The sequence below is a fragment of the Pseudomonas sp. PDM20 genome (assembly GCF_014852575.3).
Lineage (GTDB): Bacteria > Pseudomonadota > Gammaproteobacteria > Pseudomonadales > Pseudomonadaceae > Pseudomonas.
Map to the genome: position 1 here is coordinate 1,804,916 of NZ_CM181224.1, position 15,158 is coordinate 1,820,073.

The 15,158-nt window shown below is 65.4% G+C and carries 15 protein-coding genes; 14 read left to right on the forward strand and 1 reads right to left on the reverse strand.

Annotated elements, in window-relative coordinates; translation table 11 throughout:
• Positions 1 to 465: 465 nt before the first annotated feature.
• The 6 genes from aotJ (at position 466) to argR (ending at position 5,713) form a co-directional block, all read left to right on the forward strand.
• Positions 466 to 1,245 (forward strand): L-arginine-binding protein AotJ, encoded by a 780-nt coding sequence (gene aotJ / locus IB261_RS08565; RefSeq protein ID WP_081517966.1) that lies wholly within the window; start codon positions 466 to 468, stop codon positions 1,243 to 1,245.
• 140 nt (positions 1,246 to 1,385) lie between these two features.
• Complete coding sequence (locus IB261_RS08570) at positions 1,386 to 2,075, forward strand: ABC transporter permease (RefSeq protein WP_081517967.1); 690 nt, start codon at positions 1,386 to 1,388, stop codon at positions 2,073 to 2,075.
• Between the two features lie 16 nt (positions 2,076 to 2,091).
• Positions 2,092 to 2,790, forward strand: a complete 699-nt coding sequence (locus IB261_RS08575; protein WP_081517968.1) for an ABC transporter permease — start codon at positions 2,092 to 2,094, stop codon at positions 2,788 to 2,790.
• Positions 2,791 to 2,800: 10 nt separating this feature from the next.
• The gene (locus IB261_RS08580) at positions 2,801 to 3,913 is read left to right on the forward strand and encodes a succinylglutamate desuccinylase/aspartoacylase family protein (RefSeq protein WP_192381994.1); all 1,113 of its coding nucleotides are present in this window, start codon (positions 2,801 to 2,803) and stop codon (positions 3,911 to 3,913) included.
• Between the two features lie 17 nt (positions 3,914 to 3,930).
• Complete coding sequence (aotP, locus tag IB261_RS08585) at positions 3,931 to 4,695, forward strand: arginine/ornithine transport ATP-binding protein AotP (protein WP_015476463.1); 765 nt, start codon at positions 3,931 to 3,933, stop codon at positions 4,693 to 4,695.
• Between the two features lie 34 nt (positions 4,696 to 4,729).
• Positions 4,730 to 5,713 (forward strand): transcriptional regulator ArgR, encoded by a 984-nt coding sequence (gene argR / locus IB261_RS08590; protein WP_192381997.1) that lies wholly within the window; start codon positions 4,730 to 4,732, stop codon positions 5,711 to 5,713.
• 6 nt (positions 5,714 to 5,719) lie between these two features.
• Here the strand turns inward: argR and IB261_RS08595 are convergent, their stop codons facing one another.
• Positions 5,720 to 5,947 (reverse strand): hypothetical protein, encoded by a 228-nt coding sequence (locus IB261_RS08595; RefSeq protein ID WP_151186377.1) that lies wholly within the window; start codon positions 5,945 to 5,947, stop codon positions 5,720 to 5,722.
• Between the two features lie 427 nt (positions 5,948 to 6,374).
• Here IB261_RS08595 and IB261_RS08600 point away from each other — a divergent pair, with 427 nt between their 5' ends.
• From IB261_RS08600 to ltaE, 8 genes are all read left to right on the forward strand, one after another.
• The gene (locus tag IB261_RS08600; RefSeq protein WP_081517971.1) at positions 6,375 to 7,595 is read left to right on the forward strand and encodes an aspartate aminotransferase family protein; all 1,221 of its coding nucleotides are present in this window, start codon (positions 6,375 to 6,377) and stop codon (positions 7,593 to 7,595) included.
• A gap of 165 nt (positions 7,596 to 7,760) precedes the next feature.
• Positions 7,761 to 8,777 carry an arginine/ornithine succinyltransferase subunit alpha gene (gene aruF, locus IB261_RS08605; RefSeq protein WP_081517972.1) on the forward strand — a complete coding sequence of 339 codons (1,017 nt, stop codon included), beginning with the start codon at positions 7,761 to 7,763 and terminating at the stop codon, positions 8,775 to 8,777.
• A gap of 11 nt (positions 8,778 to 8,788) precedes the next feature.
• A complete protein-coding gene (gene aruG / locus IB261_RS08610; protein WP_081517973.1) occupies positions 8,789 to 9,808 on the forward strand; it encodes an arginine N-succinyltransferase in 1,020 nt (339 codons plus the stop codon).
• Positions 9,809 to 9,833: 25 nt separating this feature from the next.
• Positions 9,834 to 11,300 carry a succinylglutamate-semialdehyde dehydrogenase gene (gene astD, locus IB261_RS08615; RefSeq protein ID WP_192381999.1) on the forward strand — a complete coding sequence of 489 codons (1,467 nt, stop codon included), beginning with the start codon at positions 9,834 to 9,836 and terminating at the stop codon, positions 11,298 to 11,300.
• Positions 11,300 to 12,646: an N-succinylarginine dihydrolase gene (gene astB, locus IB261_RS08620; RefSeq protein ID WP_081517975.1), complete on the forward strand. Its 1,347-nt coding sequence runs from the start codon at positions 11,300 to 11,302 to the stop codon at positions 12,644 to 12,646. The genes astD and astB overlap by 1 nt, the downstream gene beginning before the upstream one ends.
• A 9-nt stretch (positions 12,647 to 12,655) precedes the next feature.
• Positions 12,656 to 12,937, forward strand: coding sequence for a GTPase (locus IB261_RS08625; RefSeq protein ID WP_026078911.1), 282 nt, complete (start codon positions 12,656 to 12,658; stop codon positions 12,935 to 12,937).
• A gap of 50 nt (positions 12,938 to 12,987) precedes the next feature.
• Positions 12,988 to 13,980, forward strand: a complete 993-nt coding sequence (gene astE / locus IB261_RS08630) for a succinylglutamate desuccinylase (protein ID WP_081517976.1) — start codon at positions 12,988 to 12,990, stop codon at positions 13,978 to 13,980.
• Positions 13,981 to 14,072: 92 nt separating this feature from the next.
• Complete coding sequence (gene ltaE, locus IB261_RS08635; RefSeq protein WP_192210139.1) at positions 14,073 to 15,077, forward strand: low-specificity L-threonine aldolase; 1,005 nt, start codon at positions 14,073 to 14,075, stop codon at positions 15,075 to 15,077.
• The last annotated feature ends 81 nt before the right edge of the window (positions 15,078 to 15,158 follow it).

The following is a 15,158-nucleotide window of genomic DNA, read 5'->3' on the forward strand; positions in this document are numbered from 1 at the left end:
ATTTAGACTTGAGCGGCTGGTCCTACAGTGTGTTTCCCTCCCACCGGTAACATTTCCCTGCGACAAAATGAGGCGCCAGGAAACATTTCGCACAGCTTCGGTGCGTCTTTTCTGTCCGTGCGGAATGAGTCAATATCGCGCACCCCGCGCAGGGACTGAGGCCTGGTATTTATGGCCCAATTACTGCAGGTAAATTGGGTTTTACTACTCGCTTTCAGATCACGTAAAATCCGCGCCGTCAAGCCGCCGGGGCTCTGTCTCCAGCGCTTCTATAATTACTTGTCGCATTGAAGAAATAACCGCTCCGGGGCTGTCGCTAGAATGCCGCTCACCCCGGTAGGCGCGCTTTTCACAAGAATCGCGCCGGCAATGCGCAGACGAACAATAACCTTCACTTCTGCACGGGCAGCCTGGGCCAACCCCTTTCTCCTGCCAATCGAAGTCCTACCCTCGAAGGAGTTACTGATGAAGAAGTTTGCACTTCTCGGTGCGCTGGCCCTGTCCGCGCTTTCCCTGGTTGCCCACGCTGACGACAAGCCGGTCCGCATCGGCATCGAAGCCGGCTATCCGCCTTTCTCCTTCAAGACTCCCGACGGCAAGCTCGCCGGTTTCGACGTGGATATCGGCAACGCCCTGTGCGAAGAGATGAAGGTCAAATGTACCTGGGTCGAGCAGGAGTTCGACGGCCTGATCCCGGCACTGAAGGTTCGCAAGATCGACGCCATCCTCTCGTCCATGACCATCACCGACGAGCGCAAGAAGTCCGTGGACTTCACCAACAAGTACTACCACACCCCCGCGCGCTTCGTGATGAAGGAAGGCGTGACCCTGAGCGATCCGCTGGCGGACCTGAAGGGCAAGAAGGTCGGTGTGCTGCGCGCCTCCACCCATGACCGCTACGCCACCGACGTCCTGGCCCCGGCCGGCATCGAAGTCGTGCGTTACAACTCGCAGAACGAAGCCAACATGGACCTGGTCTCCGGCCGCATCGACGCGACCATGGCCGACTCGGTCAACCTCGACGACGGCTTCCTGAAAACCGATGCCGGCAAGGGCTACGCCTTCGTAGGTCCGGAATACAACGATCCGAAGTACTTCGGTGGTGGCGCCGGCATCGCCGTGCGCAAGGGCGATACCGCCCTGACCGAGAAATTCAACGCGGCCATCGCCGGCATCCGTGCCAACGGCAAGTACAAGGAAGTACAGGACAAGTACTTCAAGTTCGACGTCTACGGCGAGAACTGATCCACGTCCAGAAGTGGCACAGACCCAGGCCTGATCCTGAAGTTTGTGCCACTTTTTTATTGGGGGTGAGCCGGCAGTCGCGCTCGCCCTGAGCGTCCGTGTCGTTGCGGGCGGCGTCCGGTTTCACGAGGTACGAAATTATGCTCAATGGCTACGGAGCCACCATCGTCGATGGTGCCTGGCTGACGCTTCAGCTGTCCCTGCTGTCGATGGCCCTGGCGATCGCGCTGGGTCTGCTCGGCGCGGCCATCCGCCTGTCGCCGGTGAAGTGGCTGGCCTGGTGCGGCGACCTCTATTCCACCGTGATCCGCGGCGTACCGGACCTCGTGCTGATCCTGCTGATCTTCTACGGCGGCCAGGCTGCGGTGAACTGGATCGCGCCCATGGTCGGCTATGACGACTACATCGACCTCAACCCCTTCGCCTCCGGCGTCGGCACTCTGGGCTTCATCTTCGGTGCTTACCTGTCAGAGACCTTCCGTGGCGCCTTCATGGCCATCCCGAAAGGGCAGGGCGAGGCCGGCTTCGCCTACGGCATGAGCCCGCTTCAGGTGTTCTTCCGCATCCAGGTGCCGCAGATGATCCGCCTGGCCATTCCCGGCTTCACCAACAACTGGCTGGTGCTGGTCAAGGCCACCGCGCTGATCTCCGTGGTCGGCCTGCAGGACATGATGTTCAAGGCCAAGCAGGCCTCGGACGCCACCCGCGAACCCTTCACCTATTTCCTCGCCGTGGCGGCGCTGTACCTGGTGGTCACCAGCGTTTCCCTGGTGCTGCTGCGCATGCTCGAACGCCGCTATTCGGTCGGCGTGAAAGTCGCCGAGCTTTGAGACCGGGAGCCTGATCATGATTTTCGACTTCTCCGTCATCTGGGACAGCCTGCCGCTCTACTTCAGCGGTCTGCTGGTGACCCTCAAGCTGCTGGCGATCTCGCTGTTCTTCGGCCTGCTGGCGGCAGTGCCGCTGGCGCTGATGCGCTGCTCGAAGAACCCGGCGGTGAACCTCCCGGCCTGGCTCTACACCTATGTGATCCGCGGCACCCCGATGCTGGTGCAGCTGTTCCTCATCTATTACGGCCTGGCACAGTTCGAGGCGGTACGCGAGAGCGCGATGTGGCCGCTGCTGTCCAACGCCACCTTCTGCGCCTGCGCAGCCTTTGCCATCAACACCAGCGCCTACACCGCGGAGATCCTCGCCGGCAGCATCCGCGCCACCCCGCACGGCGAGATCGAAGCCGCCAAGGCCATGGGCATGTCGCGGCTCAAGCTGTACCGCCGCATCCTGCTGCCCTCGGCCCTGCGCCGCGCGCTGCCGCAGTACAGCAACGAAGTGATCATGATGCTGCAGACCACGAGCCTTGCGTCCATCGTGACCCTGGTGGACATCACCGGCGCCGCGCGCACCGTGTACTCGCAGTACTACCTGCCGTTCGAGGCGTTCATCACCGCCGGCATCTTCTACCTGATCATGACCTTCACCCTGGTGCGCCTGTTCAAGCTGGCCGAGCGCCGCTGGCTGGCCTATCTCGCGCCGCGCAAGCACTGAGGAATACACCGTGGAACGTATCGATCATCTGCTGCCGTGGAGCAGCCTGGGTAGCGAGCGCCGCCTGAGCGTTTTCCGCTACGGCAAGGGTCCGCGCAAGGTCTACATCCAGTCCAGTCTGCACGCCGACGAGCTGCCGGGCATGCGCACCGCCTGGGAGCTCAAGCAGCGCCTGGCCGACCTCGAGTCGCGCGGGCAACTGAACTGCGTCGTCGAGCTGGTGCCGGTGGCCAACCCCATCGGCCTGGGCCAGACCCTGCAGGCCAGCCATCTGGGGCGTTTCGAGTTCGGCAGCGGAAAGAACTTCAACCGCGATTTCGTCGAGCTGAGCGCTCTGGTTGCCGAGCGTGTCGGCGACCAGCTGGGCGCCGATGAAGCTGCCAACGTCGAGCGGATCCGCCAGGCCATGCGTGATGGCCTCGACGCGCTGCCGCCGGCCTCGTCCGAGCTGCAGGGCATGCAGCGCATCCTGCTGCGCCACGCCTGCGACGCCGAAGTGGTGCTCGACCTGCACTGCGACTTCGACGCCGCCATCCACGTCTACGCGATCCCGCAGCACTGGCCGCGCTGGAAGTCGCTGGCAGCGCGTCTGAAAGCTGGCGTCGCTCTGCTTGCCGAAGATTCCGGCGGCAGTTCCTTCGACGAATCCTGTTCGCTGCCCTGGCTGCGCCTGGCGCAGGCCTTCCCGCAGGCGGCGATTCCGCTCGCGTGCCTGGCGACCACCGTCGAACTGGGTGGCGTGGGCGATACCCGCGTCGACCAGGGGCAGGCCAATGCCGAGGCCATCCTCGGCTTCCTCGCCGAGCAGGGCCTGATCGCCGGCGACTGGCCGGCGGCACCGGCCGAATGCTGCGAGGGCATGCCCTTCGAAGGCACCGAATATCTCTACGCACCCCACGTTGGCGTGGTGAGTTTCCTGCGCAAGGCGGGGGAGTGGGTGGAGAAGGGCGACGCACTGTTCGAAGTGGTCGACCCGCTGAACGACCAGGTCAGCACCGTTCGCGCCGGCACGTCCGGCGTGCTGTTCGCCATCGAGCGTGGGCGCTACGCCCAGCCGGGGCTTTGGCTGGCCAAGGTGGCCGGGCGTGAGCCGTTCCGCAAGGGCCGGCTGATCAACGACTGAATTCGAGAACCGACACCATGTACAAACTGGAAATCCAGGACCTGCACAAGCGCTACGGCACCCACGAGGTGCTCAAGGGCGTCTCCCTGGCGGCGAAAGCGGGCGACGTGATCAGCATCATCGGCTCCTCCGGCTCGGGCAAGAGCACCTTCCTGCGTTGCATCAACCTGCTCGAACAGCCCCATGCGGGCAAGATCCTGCTCAACGGCGAAGAGCTCAAGCTCGTGCCGAACAAGGACGGCGCGCTCAAGGCTGCCGACGCCAAGCAGCTGCAGCGCATGCGCTCGCGCCTGTCGATGGTGTTCCAGCACTTCAACCTGTGGTCGCACATGAGCGCCCTGGAAAACGTCATCGAAGCGCCGGTCCATGTGCTGGGCGTATCGAAGAAAGAGGCACTGGAAAAGGCCGAGCACTACCTGGCGAAAGTCGGCGTGGCGCACCGCAAGGATGCCTACCCGGCCCACATGTCCGGCGGTGAGCAGCAGCGCGTGGCCATCGCCCGTGCCCTGGCGGTCGAGCCGGAAGTCATGCTGTTCGACGAACCGACCTCGGCGCTCGACCCCGAGCTGGTCGGCGAAGTCCTGCGCGTGATGCAGGACCTGGCCCAGGAAGGCCGCACCATGGTGGTGGTGACCCACGAGATGGGCTTCGCCCGCGAGGTCTCCAATCAGCTGGTGTTTCTGCACAAGGGCCTGGTGGAAGAGGCGGGCTGCCCGAAGGAAGTCCTGGCCAATCCGCAATCCGAACGCCTCAAGCAGTTCCTTTCCGGCAGCTTGAAGTAAGCTGTCCGTTACAGTCGCCTGGTGACCTGATCGCATGACCGCACAACGCATCGGATTCCTCCTCTGGCCGCACACGCGGGCGCTGACCCTCGGTCTGGCCGAGGAGGCTCTGCGGGTCGCCCGCCGACTGCACCCCGAAGCGCTCTACGAACCGGTCTTCATGAGCGCCGAACCGGTGGCCGAGGCCGATGGCTGGCGCCTGCCGGGGCAGGCCTGGAACGGTGTGCTGGAGCAGTGCCAGCGGATATTCCTGGTCGCCGACGAGATTCCGCAGACGGTCCCCGCGCCACTGTCTGCCGTACTCAAGCAATTGTCGCGCAGCGGCGTGAGCATCGGAGCATTGTCCGCCGGTATCTACCCGCTGGCGCAGCTGGGCCTGCTCGACGGTTACCGCGCCGCTGTGCACTGGCGCTGGCACGACGATTTCACCGAGCGTTACCCCAAGGTCATCGCCACCAACCACCTGTTCGAGTGGGACCGTGATCGACTCAGTGCTTGCGGCGGCATGGCGGTGCTCGATCTGCTGCTGGCCGTGCTGTCCCGCGACCATGGTGCGGAGCTGGCGGGCGCAGTCTCCGAAGAGCTGGTGGTGGAGCGCATCCGCGAAGGTTCCGAACGCCAGCGCATCCCGCTGAAGAACCGCCTGGGCTCCAGTCACCCGAAGCTCACCCAGGCGGTGCTGCTGATGGAGGCGAACATCGAGGAGCCGCTGACCACCGACGAGATCGCCCAGCACGTGTGCGTCTCGCGCCGCCAGCTGGAGCGCATCTTCAAGCAGTACCTGACCCGCGTGCCCAGCCAGTACTACCTGGAGCTGCGCCTGAACCGCGCGCGGCAGATGCTCATGCAGACCAGCAAGTCGATCATCCAGATCGGCCTGTCCTGCGGCTTCTCCAGCGGTCCGCACTTCTCCAGCGCCTACCGCAACTTCTTTGGCGTGACCCCGCGCGAAGATCGCAACCAGCGCCGCGGCCAGGGCGCCGCCGAAGCCGCGCCGGTCGCCACCGAGCGCAGCTGATGCAACCTACGGCATGAAATCGCCCAACTCCTTCCTGGCCGTAGGTATGAGTGCTTCGAGGATTTCCAGCGGAACATCTTGCTGAAACAGATTCACGACGTAGCGCTGATTCCTGTCGTCCCGGAAAATCTCCAGTATCGGCACGTTATCGGCCCAGCACTCTAGCCCCAGTCCATCTCGTGGATTGACGTCCGAAGCGAATTGAATTCGGTATTCGATTCCGTTGATCAGCATGTATCCATCCTTCGGTAGCTGGCACGGGGAGCGTAGGGCGAATAACCTGGAACAGGTTATCCGCCGAGGCGGTCACGGCGGATAACGCTAGCGCGTTATCCGCCCTACAAGGTTTACCTGATACTTTCTTGTTGCGCAGTTGGCGAGCAAGGGCCAGGCGCCCCCTTGCTTCTGCATAAAAACCCCTTCCTGCCTTATTCCTTTTTCCCCCGTTCGCGCAGCGAACAAATTCCACGCCTCCTTGTACCCGCAGCAGGCCGCAGGCCTTACACTGCGCCTTCCCGACGCTTTCTGTCGCATTTCCGTAAGCCTCGGCAATTCGCGGGTTGGCGCTATAACAAGTTGTCGCATGGCGGCAATGACGGCCCGCTGTTCGTCCCTACAATCCATTCATCGATAGCCGCCTCAACCAGGCAGGAGAACACCGATGTCCGCTCCGCAAGCTCAGGTCCAACGCTCCGACTTCGACCAGGTCATGGTTCCCAACTATTCGCCGGCTGCCTTCATTCCGGTGCGTGGCGAGGGTTCCCGAGTCTGGGATCAGAGCGGCCGAGAGCTGGTGGACTTCGCTGGCGGCATCGCGGTCAGCTCCCTGGGTCACACCCATCCGGCGCTGATGCAGGCGCTGACCGAGCAGGCCGGCAAGATCTGGCACGTCTCCAACGTCTTCACCAACGAGCCGGCCTTGCGCCTGGCCAAGAAGCTGATCGACGCCACCTTCGCTGAGCGCGTGTTCTTCGCCAACTCCGGCGCCGAGGCCAACGAGGCCGCGCTGAAGCTGGCGCGCCGCTACGCCCACGACGTCTACGGCCCCGAGAAGTACGAGATCATCTCGATGGTCAACAGCTTCCACGGGCGTACCCTGTTCACCGTCAATGTCGGTGGCCAGGCCAAGTACTCCGATGGTTTCGGCCCGAAGGTCGAAGGCATCACCCACATCCCGTTCAACGACCTGGAAGCCCTGAAGGCGGCCATCTCCGACAAGACCTGCGCCGTTATCATCGAACCGGTGCAGGGCGAGAGCGGCGTGCTGCCGGCCGACCAGGCCTACCTGGAAGGCGTGCGCAAGCTGTGCGACGAGAACAACGCGCTGCTGATCTTCGATGAAGTGCAGAGCGGCTTCGGTCGTATCGGCTACCTCTACGCCCACCAGTACTACGGCGTGAACCCGGACATCCTCTCCAGCGCCAAGGGCCTGGGTGGCGGCTTCCCGATCGGCGCCATGCTGACCACCGCGAAGATCGCCGAGCACCTGGTCGTCGGCACCCACGGCACCACCTACGGCGGCAACCCGCTGGCGTGCGCGGTCGCCGGCGCGGCCTTCGACGTAATCAATACCCCGGAAGTGCTCGAAGGCGTGAAGGCCAAGCATGAGCGCTTCAAGGTCCGCCTGGAAAAGATCGCCGCCGAGTACGGCATCTTCACCCAGGTCCGCGGCATGGGCATGCTGATCGGCGCGGTGCTCAACGATGCCTTCAAGGGCAAGGCCAAGGACGTGCTCAACGCTGCCGAGAAGGAAGGCGTGATGGTCCTGCAGGCCGGCCCGGACGTGGTGCGCTTCGCCCCCAGCCTGGTGATCCCGGACGCGGACATCGACGAAGGCCTGGATCGCCTCGAGCGCGCCATCGCCAAGCTGACCCGCGGCTGATCCCCCGGCTACGCTGAACCGGCGGGGCCCGCGCCTCGCCGCTCAACCGGTCGGATCGTCCCGGCCGGTTCTTCGAATGCCCCTATGTGCGCGGCACAGGCCGTGTCGCGCCCATGATTCATCAACCAAGAATCACAATTTTTGTCTGGTTAGAGGAGTGACGCCATGCTGGTGATGCGCCCCGCCCAAGTGGCCGACCTGCAGCAAGTGCAGCGTCTCGCCGCGGACAGCCCGGTCGGCGTCACGTCGCTGCCGGACGACGCGGAACGCCTGCGCGAGAAGATACTTGCCTCGGAGGCTTCGTTTACCGCCGAAGTGAGCTTCAACGGTGAAGAGAGCTACTTCTTCGTGCTCGAGGACAGTGAGACCGGCCGCCTCGTCGGCTGCTCGGCCATTGTCGCCTCGGCCGGTTTCTCCGAGCCGTTCTACAGCTTCCGCAACGAGACCTTCGTGCACGCTTCCCGCGAGCTGAAGATCCACAACAAGATCCACGTCCTCTCGCTGTGCCATGACCTCACCGGCAACAGCCTGCTGACCAGCTTCTACGTCGAGCGCGACCTGGTGAACACGCCGATCGCCGAGCTCAACTCCCGTGGCCGCCTGCTGTTCATGGCCAGCCATCCGGAGCGCTTCGCCGATGCGGTGGTCGTGGAGATCGTCGGCTACAGCGACGATCAGGGCCAGTCGCCGTTCTGGAACGCCATCGGTCGCAACTTCTTCGACCTCGACTACACCGAGGCCGAGAAGCTTTCCGGGCTGAAGAGCCGCACCTTCCTCGCCGAGCTGATGCCGCACTACCCGATCTATGTGCCGCTGCTGCCAGACGAGGCGCAGGAGGCGATGGGCCAGGTGCATCCGCGTGCGCAGATCACCTTCGACATCCTGATGCGCGACGGCTTCGAGTCCGAGAACTACGTGGACATCTTCGATGGCGGCCCGGCGCTGCATGCGCGCACCTCGAACATCCGCTCCATCGCGCAGAGCCGGCAGGTGCCGGTGCGTATTGGCGAGGGCGGCAAGGGTAACCGTGGTTACCTCGTCACCAACGGCCAGCTGCAGGATTTCCGCGCCATTGTCGCCGAACTCGACTGGGTGCCGGGCAAGCCCGTCACCCTGAATCAGGAAACCGCCGATGCCCTGGGCATCGGCGAGGGCGCCAGCGTGCGCCTGGTTGCGATCTGAGGGGAGAGAGCATGATCGTCCGTCCCGTAACCAGTGCCGACCTGCCGGCTCTGTTTGACCTGGCGCGCAGCACCGGCACCGGCCTGACCACGCTGCCGGCCAACGAGCAGCGCCTGCAGCACCGTGTGAGCTGGGCCGAGAAGGCCTTCCGCGGCGAAGCCGAGCGCGCCGATGCCGACTACCTGTTCGTGCTGGAGAACGACGAAGGCAAGGTCGTCGGCATCTCCGCTGTGGCCGGCGCCGTCGGCCTGCGCGAGCCCTGGTACAACTACCGTGTCGGCCTCACCGTCAGCGCCTCCCAGGAGCTGGGCATCCATCGCGAGATTCCCACGCTGTTCCTGGCCAACGACCTCACCGGGCAGTCCGAACTGTGCTCGCTGTTCCTGCATGCCGATCATCGCGCCGGCCTGAACGGTCGCCTGCTGTCCAAGGCGCGCTTCCTGTTCATCGCCGAGTTCCGCGAGCTGTTCGGTGACAAGGTGATCGCCGAGATGCGCGGCATGTCCGATGCCGCCGGGCGTTCGCCGTTCTGGGAAAGCCTGGGCCGGCACTTCTTCAAGATGGAGTTCAGCCAGGCCGACTACCTGACCGGCGTGGGCAACAAGGCCTTCATCGCTGAACTGATGCCCAAGTTCCCTCTCTATACCTGCTTCCTCTCGGAAGAGGCACGCTCGGTGATCGGCCGCGTGCACTCCGATACCGAGCCGGCGCTGGCCATGCTCAAGGCCGAGGGCTTCAGCTATCAGGGCTACGTCGACATCTTCGACGCCGGCCCGGCCATCGAGGCGCCGACCGAGAAGGTCCGCGCCATTGCCGACAGCCAGAACCTGGTGCTGGCGATCGGCACGCCGGGCGACGACGCCGAGCCTTACCTGATCCACAACCGCAAGCGCGAGGAGTGCCGTATCACCGCGGCCCCGGCGCGCGTGGCCGCTGGCTCACTGGTGGTCGATGCGCAGACCGCCAAGCGCCTGCGCCTGTCCGCCGGGGCCTCGGTCCGCGCGGTGCCCCTCTCCGGAAAACGCAACTGACGCCGCCCGGCGTCAGGGGAGCCTGATGATGAATACCCACTACATTGCCGGCCAGTGGCTGGCGGGCGAAGGCGAGCCTCTGGAATCGCTGTGTCCGGTCAGCCAGAACGTAGTCTGGTCCGGCCGCGCCGCTTCCGAGTCGCAAGTCGCTGCCGCCGTCGCCGCCGCGCGCAATGCCTTCCCGGCCTGGGCCCGTCGCCCGGTGGAAGAGCGCATCGCCGTGCTGGAGCGCTTTGCCGCTGCCCTCAAGGGCCGTTCCGAGGAGCTGGCCCGTGCCATCGGCGAGGAAACCGGCAAGCCGTTGTGGGAAGCTGCCACCGAAGTGACCAGCATGGTCAACAAGGTTGCCATCTCGGTCCAGGCCTTCCGTGAGCGTACCGGCGAGAAGAGCGGCCCGCTGGCCGACGCCACCGCCGTGCTGCGCCACAAGCCCCATGGCGTGGTCGCCGTGTTCGGCCCGTACAACTTCCCCGGCCACCTGCCCAACGGCCACATCGTGCCGGCCCTGCTGGCCGGCAATGCCGTGGTGTTCAAGCCCAGCGAGCTGACTCCCAAGGTCGCCGAGCTGACCCTGCAGGCCTGGATCCAGTCGGGCATTGCCTCTGGTGTGATCAACCTGGTGCAGGGCGCCCGCGATACCGGCGTGGCTCTGGCGGGCAATGACGACATCGATGGCCTGTTCTTCACCGGCTCCAGCCGCACCGGCAACCTGCTGCACAGCCAGTTCGGCGGTCGCCCGCAGAAAATCCTGGCGCTGGAAATGGGCGGCAATAACCCGCTGATCGTCGACGAAGTGAAGGACGTGGATGCTGCCGTCTACACCATCATCCAGTCCGCCTTCATTTCCGCCGGCCAGCGCTGCACCTGCGCCCGCCGCCTGCTGGTACCGCAGGGCGCCTGGGGCGACGCGCTGATCGAGCGCCTGGTGGCCGTGGCCGCGACCATCAAGGTCGGCGCCTTCGACGAGCAGCCGGCGCCCTTCATGGGCTCGGTGATCTCGCTGGCCGCCGCGCAGCACCTGATCAAGGCCCAGGAACAACTGCTGGCCAAGGGCGCCAAGCCGCTGCTGGCGATGACCCAGCCGCTGGCCACCGCCGCGCTGCTGACTCCCGGCATCCTCGACGTTAGCGCCGTCAGCGAGCGCCCGGACGAAGAGTTCTTCGGCCCGCTGCTGCAAGTGATCCGCTATGCCGATTTCGACGCCGCCGTGCGTGAAGCCAACGCCACCCAGTACGGCCTCGCCGCCGGCCTGCTGTCGGATTCCCGCGAGCGCTACGAGGACTTCCTCATCGAGAGCCGCGCCGGCATCGTCAACTGGAACAAGCAACTGACCGGCGCCGCCAGCAGCGCGCCGTTCGGCGGCATCGGCGCCTCCGGCAACCACCGCCCGAGCGCCTACTACGCAGCCGACTACTGCGCGTACCCGGTCGCCTCGCTGGAAAGCGACAGCCTGAGCCTGCCTGCAACCCTGACTCCGGGAGTGAGCCTGTGATGACTGCCTATGAAATGAACTTCGATGGTCTGGTCGGGCCGACGCACAACTACGGCGGCCTGTCCTACGGCAACGTCGCCTCGCAGAGCAACAGCCAGGCCGCGTCCAACCCGCGCGAAGCGGCGAAGCAGGGCCTGTCGAAGATGAAGGCGCTGATGGAGATGGGCTTCAAGCAGGGCGTGTTCGCCCCGCAGGAGCGTCCGGCCGTTGCCTCGCTGCGCGCCCTGGGCTTCTCCGGCAGCGACGCCGAAGTGATCGCCAGGGCGGCGAAAGAGGCCATGCCGCTGCTCGCCGCCGTCAGCTCGGCGTCCTGCATGTGGACCGCCAACGCCGCCACCGTCAGCCCCGGTGCCGACACGGCCGATGGCCGCGTGCACTTCACCGCCGCCAACCTGAACTGCAAGTTCCACCGCTCCATCGAGCATCCGCAGACCAGCCGTATCCTCGCGGCGATGTTCAATGACGAGCAGCACTTCGCCCACCACGCCGCGCTGCCGGCGGTCGCCCAGTTCGGCGACGAGGGCGCGGCCAACCACACGCGTTTCTGCAAATCCTATGGCGAGGCCGGTGTCGAGTTCTTCGTGTTCGGTCGCAGCGCCTTCGACAGCCGCTTCCCGGCGCCGCAGCGCTACCCGGCGCGGCAGACCCTGGAAGCCTGCCAGGCGGTTGCCCGCCTGCACGGCCTGAGCGATGACGGCGTGGTCTACGCCCAGCAGAACCCGGCGGTGATCGACCAGGGCGTGTTCCACAACGACGTGATTGCGGTCGGTAATGGCGAAGTGCTGTTCCACCACGAAGACGCCTTCCTCGACACCGAGCGCGTGCTTGCCGAGCTGCACGACAAGCTGGGGCGCCGTGGCGGTCGCTTCCGCGCCGTGTGCGTGCCGCGCGATCAGGTCACCGTCGAGGACGCGGTGAAGTCCTACCTGTTCAACAGCCAACTGCTCACCCGTGCCGACGGCAACATGCTGCTGATCGTCCCGGAGGAGTGCCGCAAGAACGAGCGCGTGTGGCAATACCTCTCGCGTCTGACCGCCGAGGACGGCCCGATCCGCGAGGTGAAGGTGTTCGACCTCAAGCAGAGCATGCAGAACGGCGGCGGCCCCGCCTGCCTGCGCCTGCGCGTGGCGCTCAGCGACGCCGAGTTGGCTGCGGTCAATCCGGGCGTGATCATGACGCCGACCCTGCACGACACCCTGGTCACCTGGGTCGACAAGCATTACCGCGATCGCCTGGCCGAAACCGACCTGGCCGATCCGCAACTGCTCGTCGAGTGCCGGACGGCGTTGGATGAATTGAGCCAGATCCTTAAACTGGGCTCGGTTTATCCCTTCCAGCAGATTTGAGTAACTGACATGACCGAAAGCCTCCCGCTGATTCTCGAAGACAACAAGGGCGAGCGCCGCGAGACCCACACCGCGCGCCTGGCCATCCGCCTGGAAGGGCGCGAGCTGTGGCTGGAGGCCGACGGCAAGGGCGGCCTTACGATCTACGCCGACTCCCATGAGGACGACGCCGAGATCCCGCTGCTGGTGGTGCGCCCGCAGGCGGTGAACCAGTTGGGCCTGAGCCTCGAGCTGGAAGCCGCCGAAGTCCACGAACATGGTCCAGACTGTGGATGTGACCATCACCACTGATCGCGGAGTCCGTGGCCGCTCCGGCCGCGGGGAATGATGGAGGCGTCCGCATGCTAGCTCTGGGCAAACTGCTCGAACTGACCCTCGCCGGCCGTGAGCCGACGGAAAAGATTCAGCTCACCGCGGACGGCACCCGTCTGCACTGGCTGGCTGAAGGCGCCCTCGAAGTCACTCCGCCGGTGGCGCGCGACAATGGCCGCGACCTGCTGCTCTCGGCAGGTATCCACGGCAACGAGACAGCCCCCATCGAACTGCTCGACCGACTGGTGCACCGCATCGCCCGTGGCGAGCTGAAGCCGGCGTCGCGGGTGCTGTTCCTGCTCGGCAATCCCGAGGCCATGCGCCGTGGCGAGCGTTACCTGGAACAGGACATCAACCGCCTGTTCTGCGGTCGCCACGAGGAGGGCAGCGGCAACGAGGCCTTGCGTGCGTCGGAGCTGGAGCGTCTGGCTGCCGCGTTCTTCGCCCGTGAGGGCCGCCCGCGCCTGCACTACGACCTGCACACGGCCATCCGGGGTTCGAAGATCGAGCAGTTCGCGCTCTACCCCTGGGCCAGCGGTCGCGAGCACTCCCGCGACGAGCTGGCGCGCCTGCGCAGCGCCGGCATCGATGCGGTGCTGCTGCAAAGCAAGCCGGGCATCACCTTCAGCGCCTACACCTACAGCCAGCTCGGCGCCGAGGCGTTCACCCTGGAACTGGGCAAGGCGCGGCCGTTCGGGCAGAACCAGGCGGTGAACCTGGATCGCCTCGAAGCGATGCTGCAGGGCGTGATCAGCGGCCAGGAAGCGGACGGCGCACAGCTCGACGGCCTGCAACTGTTCGCGGTCTCCCGCGAAGTGATCAAGCACAGCGACCACTTCCGCCTGCACCTGGACGACGCGGTGGACAATTTCACCGAGCTGGACCACGGCTTCCTGCTCGCCGAGGACATCGGCGGCACCCGCTGGATCGTGGAAGAGCAGGGCGCGCGGATCATCTTCCCCAACCCGCGGGTGAAGAACGGCCTGCGCGCCGGCATCCTGGTCATTCCCACCGAGCTCTGATCTCCCCGGCGCGCGCCCATCGCGCGCCTTGTTTCCCCTCTGGCGAGCGCTTAGCATCGGCCCTTTGAGCCTGATGCCCGAGGAGCCTTGCCATGTCCATCATCGACCTTCGCAGCGACACCGTGACCCTGCCCACCGCCGGCATGCGCGAGGCGATGGCGCGGGCCGAGCTGGGCGATGACGTCTACGGCGAAGACCCGACGGTGAACCGCCTGGAAGCGACCCTGGCCGAGCGCCTGGGCTTCGCCGCCGCGCTGTTCGTGCCCACTGGCACCATGAGTAACCTGCTTGGCCTGATGGCCCATTGCGGCCGGGGCGACGAGTACATCGTCGGCCAGCAGGCGCACACCTATAAATATGAAGGCGGCGGTGCCGCGGTCCTGGGCTCGATCCAGCCGCAACCCATTGATGGCGAAGCCGACGGCTCGCTGGACCTGGCCAAGGTCGAGGCGGCAATAAAGCAGGACGATTTCCACTTCGCCCGCACTCGCCTGCTGGCGCTGGAAAACACCATGCAGGGCAAGGTCCTGCCGCTGACCTATCTGGCCGCTGCACGGGAAATGACCCGCCGCCGTGGCCTGGCGCTGCACCTGGACGGCGCGCGCCTGTACAACGCGGCAGTGAAGCTGGGCGTTGATGCCAGCGAGATCACCCGCCACTTCGACTCCGTTTCTGTTTGCTTGTCCAAGGGCCTTGGCGCGCCGGTGGGGTCGGTGCTCTGCGGCGATGCCGAGTTGATCGGCCGCGCGCGTCGCCTGCGCAAGATGGTCGGCGGCGGCATGCGTCAGGCCGGTGGCCTCGCGGCGGCGGCGCTGTATGCGCTGGACCATCAGGTCGAGCGCCTGGCCGAGGACCACGCCAACGCCGAAGCGCTGGGCCGTGGCCTGGCTGAACTGGGCTACGCCATCGAGCCGGTGCAGACCAACATGGTCTACGTCGGCATCGGCGAGCAGGCCGGCGCGCTGGGCGAGCACCTGGCCGAACGCGGCATTCGCGTCAGCCCGGCGGCGCGCCTGCGGCTGGTCACCCACCTGGATGTGAAAAACGCCGATATCCCGCGTATCGTCGAAGCTTTTGCCGCCTTTCGTCGTTCCTGACAGAAATTATTGCGCGATAGGGGTTAACTATCGCGCAAAGACACTACAACCTTGATGCGGGGCCGATATAATGCGGCCCTT

Coding starts and splice junctions, on each gene's coding strand:
- aotJ (WP_081517966.1), top strand. CDS start 466: ATGAAGAAGTTTGCACTTCTCGGTGCGCTGGCCCTGTCCGCGCTTTCC.
- IB261_RS08570 (WP_081517967.1), top strand. CDS start 1,386: ATGCTCAATGGCTACGGAGCCACCATCGTCGATGGTGCCTGGCTGACG.
- IB261_RS08575 (WP_081517968.1), top strand. CDS start 2,092: ATGATTTTCGACTTCTCCGTCATCTGGGACAGCCTGCCGCTCTACTTC.
- aotP (WP_015476463.1), top strand. CDS start 3,931: ATGTACAAACTGGAAATCCAGGACCTGCACAAGCGCTACGGCACCCAC.
- argR (WP_192381997.1), top strand. CDS start 4,730: ATGACCGCACAACGCATCGGATTCCTCCTCTGGCCGCACACGCGGGCG.
- IB261_RS08595 (WP_151186377.1), bottom strand. CDS start 5,947: ATGCTGATCAACGGAATCGAATACCGAATTCAATTCGCTTCGGACGTC.
- IB261_RS08600 (WP_081517971.1), top strand. CDS start 6,375: ATGTCCGCTCCGCAAGCTCAGGTCCAACGCTCCGACTTCGACCAGGTC.
- aruF (WP_081517972.1), top strand. CDS start 7,761: ATGCTGGTGATGCGCCCCGCCCAAGTGGCCGACCTGCAGCAAGTGCAG.
- aruG (WP_081517973.1), top strand. CDS start 8,789: ATGATCGTCCGTCCCGTAACCAGTGCCGACCTGCCGGCTCTGTTTGAC.
- astD (WP_192381999.1), top strand. CDS start 9,834: ATGATGAATACCCACTACATTGCCGGCCAGTGGCTGGCGGGCGAAGGC.
- astB (WP_081517975.1), top strand. CDS start 11,300: ATGACTGCCTATGAAATGAACTTCGATGGTCTGGTCGGGCCGACGCAC.
- IB261_RS08625 (WP_026078911.1), top strand. CDS start 12,656: ATGACCGAAAGCCTCCCGCTGATTCTCGAAGACAACAAGGGCGAGCGC.
- astE (WP_081517976.1), top strand. CDS start 12,988: ATGCTAGCTCTGGGCAAACTGCTCGAACTGACCCTCGCCGGCCGTGAG.
- ltaE (WP_192210139.1), top strand. CDS start 14,073: ATGTCCATCATCGACCTTCGCAGCGACACCGTGACCCTGCCCACCGCC.